Source organism: Virgibacillus dokdonensis, assembly GCF_900166595.1.
In the GTDB taxonomy this organism is placed as follows: Bacteria; Bacillota; Bacilli; order Bacillales; family Amphibacillaceae; genus Virgibacillus; species Virgibacillus dokdonensis.
Map to the genome: position 1 here is coordinate 2735054 of NZ_LT745763.1, position 15099 is coordinate 2750152.

At 35.6% G+C, this 15099-nt stretch carries 11 protein-coding genes and 1 riboswitch; all 11 genes read right to left on the reverse strand.

The genetic code is table 11. The annotated features are described in order from the left end of the window. Positions 1-388: 388 nt before the first annotated feature. Positions 389-1168 (reverse strand): TatD family hydrolase, encoded by a 780-nt coding sequence (locus B2C77_RS14470; RefSeq protein ID WP_077705188.1) that lies wholly within the window; start codon positions 1166-1168, stop codon positions 389-391. Between the two features lie 2 nt (positions 1169-1170). Next, a complete protein-coding gene (locus B2C77_RS14475; protein ID WP_077705190.1) occupies positions 1171-1905 on the reverse strand; it encodes an ABC transporter ATP-binding protein in 735 nt (244 codons plus the stop codon). Between the two features lie 44 nt (positions 1906-1949). Further along, a complete protein-coding gene (locus B2C77_RS14480; RefSeq protein ID WP_073007473.1) occupies positions 1950-2714 on the reverse strand; it encodes an ABC transporter permease in 765 nt (254 codons plus the stop codon). Further along, positions 2714-3004, reverse strand: coding sequence for a thiamine-binding protein (locus tag B2C77_RS14485; RefSeq protein WP_073007476.1), 291 nt, complete (start codon positions 3002-3004; stop codon positions 2714-2716). Before B2C77_RS14485 ends, B2C77_RS14480 begins: the two co-directional genes overlap by 1 nt. Positions 3005-3100: 96 nt before the next feature. Beyond that, on the reverse strand, positions 3101-4102 hold the full coding sequence (locus B2C77_RS14490; RefSeq protein ID WP_077705193.1) for an ABC transporter substrate-binding protein: 1002 nt from the start codon (positions 4100-4102) through the stop codon (positions 3101-3103). Positions 4103-4352: 250 nt separating this feature from the next. Next, positions 4353-4462: riboswitch (TPP riboswitch) on the reverse strand. A gap of 608 nt (positions 4463-5070) precedes the next feature. Then, a complete protein-coding gene (locus tag B2C77_RS21440) occupies positions 5071-5220 on the reverse strand; it encodes a DEAD/DEAH box helicase (RefSeq protein ID WP_141130736.1) in 150 nt (49 codons plus the stop codon). A gap of 182 nt (positions 5221-5402) precedes the next feature. Further along, positions 5403-5774, reverse strand: coding sequence for a hypothetical protein (locus B2C77_RS14495; protein WP_077705196.1), 372 nt, complete (start codon positions 5772-5774; stop codon positions 5403-5405). A 158-nt stretch (positions 5775-5932) separates the two neighbouring features. Then, positions 5933-6649 carry a hypothetical protein gene (locus tag B2C77_RS14500; RefSeq protein WP_077705198.1) on the reverse strand — a complete coding sequence of 239 codons (717 nt, stop codon included), beginning with the start codon at positions 6647-6649 and terminating at the stop codon, positions 5933-5935. Then, a complete protein-coding gene (gene pglZ / locus B2C77_RS14505) occupies positions 6642-8606 on the reverse strand; it encodes a BREX-3 system phosphatase PglZ (RefSeq protein ID WP_254843976.1) in 1965 nt (654 codons plus the stop codon). Before pglZ ends, B2C77_RS14500 begins: the two co-directional genes overlap by 8 nt. Continuing rightward, on the reverse strand, positions 8607-11366 hold the full coding sequence (locus B2C77_RS14510; RefSeq protein WP_254843977.1) for a DNA methyltransferase: 2760 nt from the start codon (positions 11364-11366) through the stop codon (positions 8607-8609). Between the two features lie 12 nt (positions 11367-11378). Then, the gene (locus B2C77_RS14515) at positions 11379-15095 is read right to left on the reverse strand and encodes a DUF6079 family protein (RefSeq protein WP_254843978.1); all 3717 of its coding nucleotides are present in this window, start codon (positions 15093-15095) and stop codon (positions 11379-11381) included. Between the last annotated feature and the right edge of the window lie 4 nt (positions 15096-15099).

The window sequence follows — 15099 nt, forward strand, 5'->3', positions numbered from 1 at the left end:
TACTATTTTAATATGTCTTTTGTTGTCATCGTACAATTGCAAATGCGTTTTCGTTTTTCTTCATTCCCTCCCCCTGCAGGTCTACGGTATACAGGGCTAACTAAGAAACACTATTCGCATCTTTTATTATTCATGCTAATAGCCTACGTAGTACTTTTCATCCTCCCTTCTCCCCTAAGTGAAGAAAAATTTTTTAGTAGGACTGTTGTTATTACATTTTCCCTGTCATGGTACTATTTCCCCGTCTCATTATAACCGCTTATAACTAACGACTATTCCTTTTTTAGTACGCTGGGTATTGGAAAGATATTTTCTGTTATTTAAGATAAAAGCATTTTATTTGCCCACTTATTAGTCTGTTTTTCTCATTCAAGAAAAATTGTTTTGTTTAAAACAGCGAGAAAAAATAACTTGCATTCGCGTATAATTGCTTATATACAACTTCTAATGGTGCTGCTTTCAGTTGTGACATTTTATGTACTGCTCGATGAATCATACTGGGTTCTGTCATTTCGCCTGCGAACGGCCCTTCAAAAGGCCACGGTCCATCTGTTTCCACCATCATATGCGTTAAGGGGTACCTTCGTACAAGCTGTTGGATCTCTTTTTCATAGCAAACATCTGGCGTAATCGATATTAAATATTCATTTTCTATCATCCGTTCTACGGTTCGTTTACTGCCTTTGAACCAATGAAAATGTGCTTTTTGAATAGAATGCTTTTCTAATAGATCACATACGACATCTGCATCTTCATAAACGGCATGCAAACTAATTGGTAGGTCAAGCCGCTTGGCTAGCTTTATAAATGCCTCTAGGACTTTGATATAAGCTTCTAATTTTAATTTTGGATCTGCTTGCCGTTTATAATATGGTAAACCAACCTCACCAATAGCGACCACTTCATAATGGTGCTTTTCGATATACAGCAACAAATCTGCCAGATCTTCCTCTGTTGGAAGGGTTTGCTCAGGATGAAAACCAAACGCAGGCTTCACCCTTTCAAATTGTTTGTGTAAATCAAGATTTACTTTGCAAGATGGTAAGTCATAGGACACGCTAACCATTGCTTCTAGTTTCGTTCGCTCTGTTTGCTGGAGGATTTGTTGTCGTTCCTTTTGTTTATACATGTCTAGATGGATATGTGCATCGATAATAGCTACATTCATGCTTACTCCCTCAATTCATAATAAAGCTGTTTTTTATAATCTAAAAAAGATTTGCTTAACACAAGTTCCTCTTCACGTGGTCTCTCAAAGGGGATAACAAGCTCCCTTTGAATCCTTGCTGGTTTATTTGACAATACAAGAATTCGATCGGATAAAAATAATGCTTCTTCAATATTATGGGTAACAAACAAAATGGATCTTCGATGTTTTTCCCATATAGATAGTAACCACTTTTGCATTTCCGCTCTCGTAAATTCATCCAAAGCAGAAAAAGGTTCATCTAAACAAATCATCGATTGTGGACTCTTCATACTACGAAGAAAAGAAACACGCTGTTTCATGCCTCCTGACAATTCATGCGGGTATGCTTGCTCGTAACCTTGTAACCCAGCTTTGGCAATCATTTCCCGTGCTTCTTCTTCATCTGTCTTGCCAAGAACAATTTCTTCCCCAAGCAAAACATTTTGTAAAACCGTTCGCCATGGAAAAAGCGAAGCGTTCTGTGGCATATAGCTAATATTTCCACGTAATCCCGAAATATCCTGTCCATTTAAATAAATAGCACCTGTATCTGGAGCGGTAATGCCACCAATTATATTAAATAATGTACTCTTCCCGCTCCCTGATGGACCTAATATAGACACAAACTCACCATCTTGAACCGAAAAAGAAAGTTGCTGTAACACTTGCTGATTACCAAACGATTTACTTACATTTTGTACGTCTAATTTCCCCATTTCATTCTCCTTCTTCCATATCGCAATGAAAAACTATAGCGTTATTATTCATCTTCTTGAGCAGGCGCTTTTACCACTTTTCGTTCTACAAAAGAAAGCAGTCCAAAAAACAGTAAACTTAACGTGACAATAAACAAAATCGCAACAAATACGCGATCCGTTCGAAACGATGAGGAAGCAAGTGTCATATAATAACCAATTCCCTCACTCGCACCAAGCCATTCGGAAATAACTGCCCCCATTACACTATAAGTAGCTGCGATTTTCAAGCCACTGAATAGGGATGGTAAGGCATGTGGCCATTCTAATTTGAAGAAGATTTGCCGTTTATTGGCACCAGCCATTAGCATATAATGATGTAATTCACGACTTGTTTGTCGAAACCCACCCAAAGTAGCTATCGTGATTGGAAAAAAACAGACGAGTGTAATCACAATTAATTTAGGTAATATGCCAAAGCCGAACCAAACAACGAGTAATGGAGCTAAAATAATGATTGGAATATTTTGTGAAATTATTAATAATGGATAGATCGCCTCTCGTAAAACTGGCACTAAATGTAAACAAATAGCAACTAGGATTCCAACACTACTGCCAATAACAAATCCTATCACAGATAGTTGAATGGTTGCCCAGAGATGATGATTGTAATCGCTCCAGCCAATGATGGTTTCTTGCCCAATAGATGTAGGGGGAGGCAAGATCCATTCCGGAACCTCAAATAGCTTACTTGCTGTCTCCCAAATGATAATCAAAAGGATGAGGACCAAAGCTGGCCGCCATCCTCTTCTCAATACATTCCTATCCATTACCGATATTTCTCCGTTAACGTATCCATCGAAGCCCCTGATGGCTGGAAAAATATCTTCACTTGCGAAATAACGCTTGGACAACCTAATTCTTCCATCCGCTGGTTCATTTTCTCCACAATCTCAAGCAAGTTGGATAATTCCCCTTCCATCGTCGTTTCCAAAGGGCTTACATGATAAGGAACCCCAGAAGCATCAATAATCGCAATCGCTTCATCTACATAAGGAATTACATCTTCCCCGTTTTTCGTTTTTGGTATAATTTGTACACTTACAAGTGCATTAGCCATGACGTCTCCTCCGTTACTTCTGTTTTGAATCTAAGTGTTCGCCACAAAATAATGTGACGTTTGCTCATTTATTGTTTAACGAATCCTTGCTCTTGCTTAGTTGTTTGGTAAAAATTCATTCGTAAACGCTTTTTCACTGTCAAGAGGCTTATCAAGTAAATCATTGTCATACATCCAGGTCGAATAATTTTCCCATACTTCTAGTTTTTGTTCGCCCCATCTAGCTGCATCATCTTGATACTTATCCGCTAACCATTTTTGACTTGCCTTTACTAAGTCTGCGTCCAAATCAGGCTCGGCTTGAATTAAAATCTCGGCCGCTTCATCAGGGTTTTCAATTGCTAGTTCATACCCTTTTGTTACAGCAGCTAAAAATTGCTTAATCGTATCTGGGTCTTCTTCTATCATCGTTTCATTGGTTGCCAATACTGGCGTATAGTAATCTAATTTTTCCGTATAATCAGTAAGATAAACCATATTGATCTCTTCATTTCGAAGTTCCGCTTCAATGCCTGTCCAACCATAAAATATCCAAGCAAAATCAATATCACGTTCTACCGCAGTAAAGAAATCGGTATCGCCCATATTAACAATGTCCACTTTCTCAACGTCAGCATCATCTTGCTTCATCAACGAGCTAATTACTGCTTTTTCAAGGGGGGCACCCCAGCCGCCATACGTTTTTCCTTCGAAGTCTTTAGGCTCGGTAATATCTTTTTCCTTTGGCGAGGCAAATCCAGACGTATTATGCTGAATAACTGCTGCAATTGATACAATAGGGATATCTTGTACTCTTGCTTCCGTAATCCCTTCTTGGTAACTTACACCAAAATCAGCCTTACCAGAAGCCACTAATTGATCAGCACCTGCTTCTCCTGGCATCTTAATATCAACATCCAATCCTTGCTCTTCAAAGTAACCTTTTTCCTTCGCTACATAGAGTCCTGTATGATTCGTATTTGGCGTCCAATCAAGCACTACAGAAACTTCTTTTCGTGCTTTATCTGCTGATTTTTCTTCTTTACCTTGCTCACTGTCATTTGCATTGCATGCTGTTAGTAAAACAATGAGCAAACTAAGCATAATAAATCTTTTCAATCTGTCTCCTCCTCCAGTATAACTACAGCTATGTAAGGTGCAGAGAATAAGGAAAACTTTATTTCACGATCGACTTAGCTTTCCCTTCATTGATGGATAAATAACCTGATTGGGAAGTCTAGCAACAATCCATTCTCTCTTAGATTTGTTGTTGATATTGGATGTTTATCATTTTGAAAAGCACGCATGAGTTTAAAAAAAGCCTTAGGCGATTACGTACACCTAGGGCTTTTTGCACATGCAAATGATACTTTCTTGTCGACATGTTCCCTACGCTGGTTTTACCCAGATCAGGTTCTAAGAGTCCGTATCTTAAGGATACAATCTCAACCAGCAACACTGGTCCCCCTACAACGCTTGTATGCTATTATATAGTTGTCTTTCCATAAGTAACTATGCCATATTTGAAGGGATTTAGCAAGTTTTACTGCCCCCTAATAACGTGTCTTCAAGCTCTGCGTATATTTAATCCCTGTAAAACAAGAATTTCTCTTTTCAATTCCTTTAAGTCTATATCATCTACCGACTTTTCCAACGGAACATTCCATTTCTCTTATTGTTCAAGACCCTCTTCTAAATAATTTTCTGTATCTAGTTTCTTGATTTTCCTTAAAAATCTTGAACGTTCCTTATCGGTTTGTTTATATAATTTAACCAACCTTTTATATCTTCTTTTTAAGGATAAATAGAGTTGCCTCAATAGATGAGCTTAGTCTTCTTTGCAATAACATCATCGCAAATGCCGTACTTTGACTACCATTATTTATTGCTCGATTGAAATATTGAGTTCCATATTCCGTTACTGCATCATATAACTCTAAAATAAAATGGAATTGTCTTTGACGTACGTTTTGGAAAAATCAGTGTTCCATTCAAAATTGCTGAGATTTTCTTTTAAACGTCTAATGTTTCCTGGATTGGCTCATCCATACTCATACTAGAAAAGACGTCTTCATCATTTAATTCCATTAAATGTCTGAATTTTCCTTATCCTCTTTATGTGGTGTTGCGGTTAACAACAGACAATGTTCCGATTTTCTTAGCAATGCTTCTCCCAACTGATAGAGTTTTGTTCTAAAGGTTTTCTTCTTAGCAGTTCCTTGTGTATAAGCAGCCATTTTATGAGCTTCGTCAATTATTATTAAGTCAAAAAACTAGCTTCTTGCATAAGTACTCTTACATCATCACGTATATCCCAATACACGAAGCTAGACAGCAGGAATTTCCCGCAAAAGGGTTTTTTACTCCATATTCATTTACCACATTCCGATTGATAATGTGAAAATGTAGACCAAATTTCTCACTCAGTTCTGCTTGCCATTGTTTCCAAACAAAAGGTGGAACTAGAATAAGAATACGATTGACGACTACCCGTGCTTTTAACTCCTTCATCAGCATACCTGCCATAATTGATAATTGTTTTACCTGCACCTGGGTCGTCTGCTAGCAAAAAACAGGTCTGTGGTACTTGAAGCATTCTGCCATATACTGCTTCTATTTGATGTGGAAGTGGCAATAATTTTTCATTTCCTAGTGTTCTTGTTCCGGAAAACCTCATTTCATTTTCAAGAAGCAAGTATTGAATATAATTTAGTACATCTGCTGCCTGTATATAGTCATTCTTTTTCGAATTCAGTTGTTGGAAGTCTTTTATCCTTTCTTGTTCCATCATTAATTCATAATATTAATTTGTATCACGTCCAATTGCTTCCAGGATACAAAAACCTTCAACGAACTCACAGTTTTTTATTTCTACACCCTCTGGAAAGTATGTACTTGATACGACATCTCCTCTTTTAAACATACTAAAAAACCTTATTCTGCGGGTTTTTATATTGGATTTCTTTCAATTACTAAATCTTTAACTCCTTGGCGATAAAAAGAAAATGATTTTCTTTCCCGTAACTCTGTGATATTTAGTTCACAGTTAAACGGGAAAAATAATGGATGATTTTCGATTAAATCTACGTGTAGTGCATCACTATCCAATACATTTAATAAAATTTGCACGAAGAATGATTGTATCAGTGAACTAGTAATTATGATCTTTTCACTTATAGTATAAATACTTTTACTTACTGGTTGAATGATATTCCAAGCCTTCATACTTCCTAATACCGCGCTAGTTGCAACCTCAACCCGTCTTCGGTCACCATATGCTTCCTTCATCCGATTGTTAATTGCTTTACTTGAAACTTCGTCTTGTAATTGAAACAGTCGACCAAATTCATTCGAAACATCTTTGAAAAAGGGGTACGCAGCAATCGTTAATCCCCAGTGTACAAGAAGCCTCTCTTCATTTGTTAATTGACTAAATTCCTCCAGAATTTCGTCACGAATTGGTTTCAACTCATCATCAACTCGATACCATATTTTCATTAACATCGTAATGGCATTTTTTCTTGATTTTACACCTGTAATATCATCACGTAAATAGTTGTCTAAAACGGTGTACATCTCTTTACGCGAATGCTTCTTGGTTTGATTAGCTGTATAATCCAGGTGATTTAGCAAAACTTTTTGATCAAAACCGACTGGTTTACTCACCTAATCCACTTCCTTCATTTTTTTGTACCTTTACAAAAGGAACAATTACTTCTTCTATACTAGCTCCACCATGTGTTACAATTGATTGGCTTTTAGGAACAAAAGCTTGGCCATATTCTGCAAGTAAAACATGGTAATTTTCAGGCAAGCCAATACTAGGCCATTTTTGAACAGGTAGTTTTGATGCAGCATCTTCATATAACGTCATATCATTATAAATTCGTACACGCTCTCCTTTTTGCTCGACAAGGACACCTTCGGATATACGCCCAACTCCAGTTGCATCGGTGTTTCCATGATCAGATGTTAGATAAATGGAAAAACCAGCATCCGTCAAATCAGACAGTAAATTCACAAGATAGTTTGTTTGTAGCCATATTGTTATGTTTGAAGTAATGCTTTTTTCTCCAAGTACTGCATGATGTGTAAACCGATCTATCACGTCTATAACAGCACCATATATTTTGGTAGACCGTTGTTTTAAAGCTTTAATATTATTACGTTCATAATTTTCGTTTCCAAGTCCCTTCTGATAGGTGACATATTGTTTTAAGACACCTTGATTCTCCCAGAACGATTTCCAAAGCCTTTCTTCCGCTGTTGTTGTTTGAATCGTTTTGCCGAAGGTTATAGGAATATTTCCAGAGAAGATTGCTTGGCGCGATACGGATGTTAAAGTTGGAACCCAGGCATAGACCTGTTGCTCTTCAAATAAAAAATCTTTCTCTTTCAAAAAGCTTTGAACCATTCGCCATTGAACAAAATTCATCCCATCAAGGACTAATAACGCTATTTTTTCATCACCTTGTCTGTTTTTACTCATCACATGTGGAATGTGATGAACAAGTTTTGGTTTTGGATATGGCGGCAAACTTGTTAATGTATGGTATTGATTAAACATCCAATGAATAAATTTACTATTAACATCTTTTAAGATTTTTTCTACTTTGACAACATGACTGTTATTTTTTATTAAAGCCACCTTAAGTTCTGCAATTAAATCATTTATATGAAACCAATCTTTATATTGAGTAGCACTAGATAAACAATTTACTATTTTATCGCACAAATATTTTAGTTGCGTGTCGACTTTCTCTTTATTAGAGACTTCTTCGATTCCCATACGCATCCATTCAGGAACAGCATCTGGTATTGTTACGCCTTTCACCTTAGATAACTTTCCTTCAAGAAATAAATCATTCATTAACCTTCTTACATCATTATTTGCTAATGGACTGCTTTCATACATAAAAAATGCATCGTTAATCTGCCCTTGTTCCATTTGCAGGCATTGTTTAACAAGATCTTGCCAGCTGCGCTCTATAAAATGATAAAAGAAGGTTTGTGATTTAATTATCTGTTTTAAAGGCAAAGATTTTAAAGCAGGAACTCTCAGCCATTTTTCTATTAGGTAATCCTGGACAATATTGGGTAACTGCTTTGTTTGATAGTGAATAGACAATAAAATCTTATATAAACCTGCTTCACTGTCTATCATTTCATAAGGAATTTTATATACGTGTTTAATAATATATTCTAATGTTTCTCGCTCAGATGAAGTGCCCTGATACTGTTGATGGACAGTATACAAGACATCTAAATCTTCTCTATCCACTTGTCGGATGATATTTGCTGAGAACTTCGGGAATAACGTTTGTAAACTAACCTTTATACTCAATGCTTTTCTTTGAAATTCGTACGGAAATACAACATCTTCATTTACATAAATTAGTAACTGACGTTCAGACATATTTGCACGATACTGTTGTTCATACAGAAATCGAAATGTAATACTATCTTCAAATCTAATTGCATCAAACCCCTGTGATTGCAACTCTTTTAACACAAATTCATCGTTTAATAAATTATCCTTATCAAGCACCAAAATTATAGGTGCTTGTTGAAATTGAATTTTATCGATTATATGTTTACGCCATCCGAGCATTTTTTTCACCATCTATATTCCTAAACGTATACATGCATTATCATAATACATTAGTAATTTATCGTCTTCTTGAATTACTTTTTCAGGAAGACGTTCTCCTACCTTGACAATCTTATTAAAATCCTTTTCACTGTAAGCCTTCTTAAATCCTGCACGAATAGCTTCTGTACGGAACTGACGTAACTTCTTTTTATTTCCTTCCATTTCTTCTACATAACCATTAAACTCGCGTAAAAGAGATTTTTCACGGAGTTTTTCTAAATCGGCTTGCTTTGTTGGATTAGGAACATACCAACGATTTTTGGCTTTCTCTACAACCCTCGAATCACTAGGATCCAAACCACGTAAATCTTTATAAGTTCTGCGTAAATAAGCTACAATTTGATTAGGAACTCCTTCATCCCCATCATATAATAAGAAATTTTGATTTAATAGATCATCTAATTCAGGCAACAATTCATGCTTTGCAATATGCTGAATTTCCTTCATAAAATTAGGATGTATATCCTGACGTGATTGAGGTTTCTTCAACAATTGTTGACGGATCCACTCGATAGCACTAGTCTCATCTGAAACAAATAGACTTAGTTGAGAAAACTCCTTCATCAATGTTCGTTTTTTATCATATTCAGCAACTTGGTCTTCTAGAAAAGCCATTCCATCTCTCATTGGAAATCTTTGAGAAATACCTTCTTGAAACTCTGCTGAAGAAATGGGAACTGGTAAACCATTTTGAACATGAAATGCTACCATCCTATCAAATAAAATACGTGGTGTTCGTTCAGATATTAATTGTGCTTCTCCTTTTTGTCCTATAAATATGGGTAATTGCTCTAAGTGCTGAGTAACGAAAATCCAGACTGATTCTCCATTGCTCTGCTCATGCCTCATTCTTACTAGATTTTCTTGTCTAGGTTTATATGCCGAAATGATTAAATCTTGTTTAACAGCAGTGGTAGTTGTAACAGCTTTAAAACTTCCTTGTTTTTTATCCAGAGCGGATACGTTAGCTATAACAAAACCCGCCCTTTGTATTGCTTCTTGAATTGAATTCCATACTGCCGCCTGGGAGTTGCTAAATTCAACCGTCATCCAACGACCTGGCTTTAGGACTCTATAATAATTTCTAAAACATTTCTCCATTAAGAACTGATATTCAGCAATTCTTTTTCTTTGCGTGTTATTAATAATTGCTTCCTGATTATTATTAGTTAATAATTTTAGCCAGGATTCCCATAAATAATTCAATTCTGAATACATTAAGTTTTTTCCGAAAGGCGGGTCTGTAAAAATATAGTCAACAGAGTCGTTTTGAATATTTGACAAATCCGTCGTCGATTGATTTGTAACTATTGTTTTATACTTAATTTCCTTACTTTCTTCCTCTAAAACTTTTTTGTAATCCCGCAACTTTTTTTCGAGTAAGGCAATCGCATTTCTCTCAAATATCAATGATGGTATGTAGAGTGTACCACTTAAGCCACCCGTTCCGCCAAATCTAAATCGATTTGTTTTTGTTGCTCTTGTAATTGATGCTTGGAAAAAAAACAATAAATGGCCGAAAAATTTAGAGCCCTTTGAATGTTTTACAAAAGAAGACAATGTAAGTAAATTCCGTTTTGTATAAAAGTGATGCACGTGAGTATATCCCATTCTGTCATTTCTCCTAGATTCATCACCCTCAGGCATTCTGTCTTTAGGAAACCAGTTTTCTATAACTTTATTTTCTATTTCCTTTAGAAGATTAAGATCCTCTCGATTAATACTTCTTGCAACTCTTTTTGATCCAACAGAATAGTATACATATACTGGAACTTGTTTTGCAAAGCTTTTGGTTTCATTTAGATATTTGTCAAGTCTAGTTTCCCATGCTCTTTCAAGATTCTTTTTTTCTATATAACCACCACAATAAGTACACTCAATCTTGTTTTTTATCTTTTTATTACTAATATCAACTGCAACATCCCAGTAAATAATTTCTCTTGAGCAATTTGGACAAATGAATACATCACTCCAAACCACATTGTTAATTTCACCAGAAGAAGATCCATTATGGCTTGTAGTAAACATCCATTTACAGTCTTTTTTTACTTTGCTAATTACTAATTCTGCTTCATTAACAAAATCCTGAACTTCGGGAATACTGTTATAATTGTATGAGATAAGTGTTGCCGAAGGTGATAAATCACTAAGTATTGCTTTTCTTTCCCCCAACTTAGCATATTTTTTATTAACCGTTCTTGCATTTTCTGGATTGAGATTATAGCCAAGGCTTTTAACAAGCTCCTCATCTCCACACCTTCTTGCTGCTAGACCAGTCATACCCGTCCCCGCAAAACCATCCAACACTACATCGCCAGGGTCTGTGTAATGAAGTAAATACCTCATAATAGCTTTATAAGGAACCTTTGTATGGTAACTATGTGCATTATATACAGCGTCATTTTTACCTTCACTAATATCAGCTGAAAAAGGTTTCTTTTTATAATCCACATCTATTACATCTATGTTATCCTTAGTAATTATGGAAATCCAAGGATTCGGACATGCAGTATAATACGGAGGATCAGATAAGGCAATAATATCCTCATCTTCTCCAATCGGAAATCCTTCTATCTTCTTCAATTCAGGTAATTTCTTTCTCAATTCATTCCGAAAATATTCCCTACGTTCATCTTCATTTTTAAAAGTCATGCCTAAGCAGACAACTGGACTGTTGTCTGCTTTAGGCTGCTCCTCCGTAAATGAAAGTTGTTCATTTTCTTTAGCCACTCTTTTCTCCTCCTATTTCCCAATCGTTAAACGAACACGGTCTTGATCATTATTACCCACAATCACTCTTAATAGCTTATCTACATTATCCTTTGCCTCTTTGATTGTGATTGGATTACCATTACCAAACACTTCTTTTAATTGTTCCACATCTACTTTCTCCCGATGAATTCCCTTTAGAACTTTGTTAATCGCATGAATTAACTTTATGGAGATTGGCAAAGTGAAAGCTTTTCTTTGAATAAATTCATTCATTAATTCCTTCTCTTCCGCCTCTAAGAGTTCAATACTCTCTTTAACAGATGCATCATTAAAGTTTGTTAATAATGTATCCGTCCACGTTTCTAATAATTCATTTAATTCCTCCTCAAGCTCCGTAAGAGAAGGCCTTTCATTTAGTTGCTCTTCACGTGGATTAAAGTGGCACTTTTGACACTCTGGTGTGTGTTGCAAGTTATCTGCCGTTACATGATAACAAACTTTAAGAGAATTCACTTTTTCTTGCCATTCTTTAAAAACACCACTAGGTAATAATTCGATCTTTGAAGATAATACTTGTAATGCATCACATTGTTTATTCTGTAATAACTCAGATTTTTTCTTGCTTTCTGTAGCATTCAATCGCATTTTTTGATGCAAAGATAAATAGTAATCGATATAAGTTTTTTTCAGATGCTCTAGTTCCTGAATTTCACTTGTACAATCTTCACCATTTTTTAATGCCATGCTTAGATTATCTAATGATACATCGACATCGTCAATCCAATCCTTACTAGGAGAAGTAATAAACTTAGCTTTAACAAGGTAATCAGCTACTTTAGTAAATTCATTTATTTTCTTTTGCAAGTTATCCAATGTATCCAGGAGTTTTAGATTTTCCTTTTCTTTTTTAATTCGTTCCATATTAAATTTTAAGTTCATCATTTTTGCCCTTGTATTATAAACCTGCAACCCTTGTAAGAATTCATTTAACCTTGAAAGCCTGTCCGTCTTTTCTTCTATTTCTTCCTGCGTAAAGAGTGGACCGTCCCAAACTTGAAATTTATTACGGATATTAGCGAGCATTTCAACTGTCCGATTCGTAGCTCTCTTCGCACCAGCAATAATTTGTTTTATAGTAAAATCGACTTTTTCTTGGTTAGAAAAATCAATTTTGATTGACTCAAATAAATCTGATAATGCTTGTACTTCACGAACAGGTAATCCAGTTGGTTTTTTTATATGATCAAAATAAGTAATATCTTGGATAGGAAGTCGGATAAACTCGCTGAAGTTCATGGCCTCATATTGCGTTCCCTTAACTGTAACTACAATTTGTCCATCTTGAATCAAGGAACCAAGTATGACAACGAGTAATTCTGGTTCCATAGTGAATTTTCTTGTTATTCGTTGATCTGGAGTACCTTGTGTTGTATTTATCACTTCAATTAGCTCACTTTGGTTTAATACTTGTCCATTTCCCTTACTATCAAGTAGATCAGTCACCCATTTTGCATACCCTGATTTTTGGGTAGTAGGATTTCCTCGTTGATCAAGTAAGAGCAAACCATCAAGAATTGCTTCGCCTTGATTTGTTTTACGACCATTCAAATAATCTAATGCATCTTTCACATAGGTAGCTATGTTCTTTTTCGTCAAATAAGAATGTTCAAGCTTTCGAAATGAAGGATACTCTTCATATTTCACTTCAAACCATTGGGAAAGCAAGTCTTGTGAAACGGAATCAACAAGTTCAACCAACGTATCAGGATTACTTGGTAAAAACATTCCATGCTCTAGTACACCTGCACTTTTTCCTCGATATACAATTTCATAAGTATCAACGAAATTTTCTTTAATCCATTTTACTAATTTCTTTTTATATTCTTCCATTTTAGGCTTATATAATTTTTTATTTGTTGTCGTATCATTATACATCTCCGTTGCACCACCGTATAAGCGCAACAAATCAACAAATGTATCATTCTTTTTCTTTAAACGAAAAAATACTTCATCCTCTTTTTGTTCATCTTTAAAATTAGGTTCTTCAAATGCCTGAAGCATATATATGTAGAAATCTCTTTCAGGTTGGGCAGTTGATCGCTCATTTGGCGCCCCAAAGAATAAATAACCTTCTCGTTTCACTCTTCGATCTACCCAAGGAATTTCGTGAAGCCAAATTTTATAACCAAAAACATAGGCTGTAGTCTCCGATACTTCAGTAGCCTGTTTTAACACATCAAAATAATAACTATCTAATTGACTATCCTTCAAACCTTCACCACGTTGACGTATTAGCTCATCCACTGGTATAGACTCATCGATGTTAATATAAAACTGGCCATTATCATTATTTAAAGATATATACTGAAAACTAGCTGCAGTCCTTAAATCTTTCATTGCTGCTTCAATAGTTGTTTGTAAAAAACCAGCTGCTTCATCTTCAAAGTCTAGCAAAGAAGGCTGACTCAAGAATAATTTATCTCTAAGTGTGTATGAGCTTAAGCCAATGGGTGTCTTTAGATCCTCTGTAGTTAAACGAAATACAGCTAACGCATTTACCATCTGTGTTGCCATGGCTTTATACTGCCTTTTCACACTGGATTGAATAATACCCTTCAATGTTTCGACCTTATCTGTAATTAACTTCACGCGATCATCCGATCGTAATGAAGAATCTTCTTCTATATACGTCCAATACCTATCAAAAGATATAAGTCCTGTTGCATCTTGAGGGACTTCTTCAGATAGTAATTTTTTAATCTCACCTGTTATTGTTTGCAAGGCAACGCGTTTTTCGCCAATATGTACTCTTTCAAACATTTCAAGATATGCTGGATGAATTGGGAACAAATTAACGTAGGTTTCTAGTTCTTCTGATAGCCCGCTATACAATTTTTTGAACTTACTTAAATGTTCACGAATAAGTGCCTTTTGCTCATCATTTTTCTTTAACAGACGTTCTGATACTACAAATGCAATATCTTCACGGACAATACGTGTTTCTTTAAAGCGTTCCTTTACTCTGCGTAGTGAGTCTGCAACAAAACTGAATTTCGGATTATCAAAAAGCATTTCCTGTACACCAGAAACAAAGCGAAAACGGGTGTTATTACAAACCTCTCCAATTTCCCGTAAAAATCCTAGATCAAGCGTTAGGTCCTGTTCTTTCCTTCCCCTCAAATAGTCAAGAAGCTCATCAATAACAAGTAATAATCCTTTATCAGGATATTCTTCATGGAATAATTCCATCATTTCGTACATCATATCTTTATTATTTGTCACTTGATCAGCAGTAGGAAAAGTATAATCTATTCCCATGTTTGCTAGTCCCTTTTCCAGTTGCCTACAAACAATTTCACGAAGAGGCATTGTCACTGCACCAAACTCAGCACGAATAACTTGAAATTTCCCTTCTATTTCTTTTGCTTTTTCAGCTACTTGTTTATTGCGTAAATGCTTACTGGCACCTGGTAATTCTGCAATCGTGGAAACGACACTCATTAAGTGGGACTTACCAGAGCCGTAGTTACCGACAATAAGCATACCTTTGTTATCTACCATACGTTCAAATTGAATGTTTTCAAATATATCGTTCATTAACTTTTCAGCCATATTATCTGAGATTACATATGTTTTTAATAGTGAAATAGCACGACTTTGATCGTCCGCTTCTCTTAATTGGACAACAGATTCAACTGGATCGAATGCAATTAATTCATCATAACGAAGCATAATACTTTCCTCCATATTT

Excerpts from the sequence above, each read along its gene's own strand:
- B2C77_RS14470 (WP_077705188.1), bottom strand. The coding sequence starts at position 1,168 with ATGAATGTAGCTATTATCGATGCACATATCCATCTAGACATGTATAAA.
- B2C77_RS14475 (WP_077705190.1), bottom strand. The coding sequence starts at position 1,905 with ATGGGGAAATTAGACGTACAAAATGTAAGTAAATCGTTTGGTAATCAG.
- B2C77_RS14480 (WP_073007473.1), bottom strand. The coding sequence starts at position 2,714 with ATGGATAGGAATGTATTGAGAAGAGGATGGCGGCCAGCTTTGGTCCTC.
- B2C77_RS14485 (WP_073007476.1), bottom strand. The coding sequence starts at position 3,004 with ATGGCTAATGCACTTGTAAGTGTACAAATTATACCAAAAACGAAAAAC.
- B2C77_RS21440 (WP_141130736.1), bottom strand. The coding sequence starts at position 5,220 with ATGGCTGCTTATACACAAGGAACTGCTAAGAAGAAAACCTTTAGAACA.
- B2C77_RS14495 (WP_077705196.1), bottom strand. The coding sequence starts at position 5,774 with ATGATGGAACAAGAAAGGATAAAAGACTTCCAACAACTGAATTCGAAA.
- pglZ (WP_254843976.1), bottom strand. The coding sequence starts at position 8,606 with ATGGTGAAAAAAATGCTCGGATGGCGTAAACATATAATCGATAAAATT.
- B2C77_RS14515 (WP_254843978.1), bottom strand. The coding sequence starts at position 15,095 with ATGGAGGAAAGTATTATGCTTCGTTATGATGAATTAATTGCATTCGAT.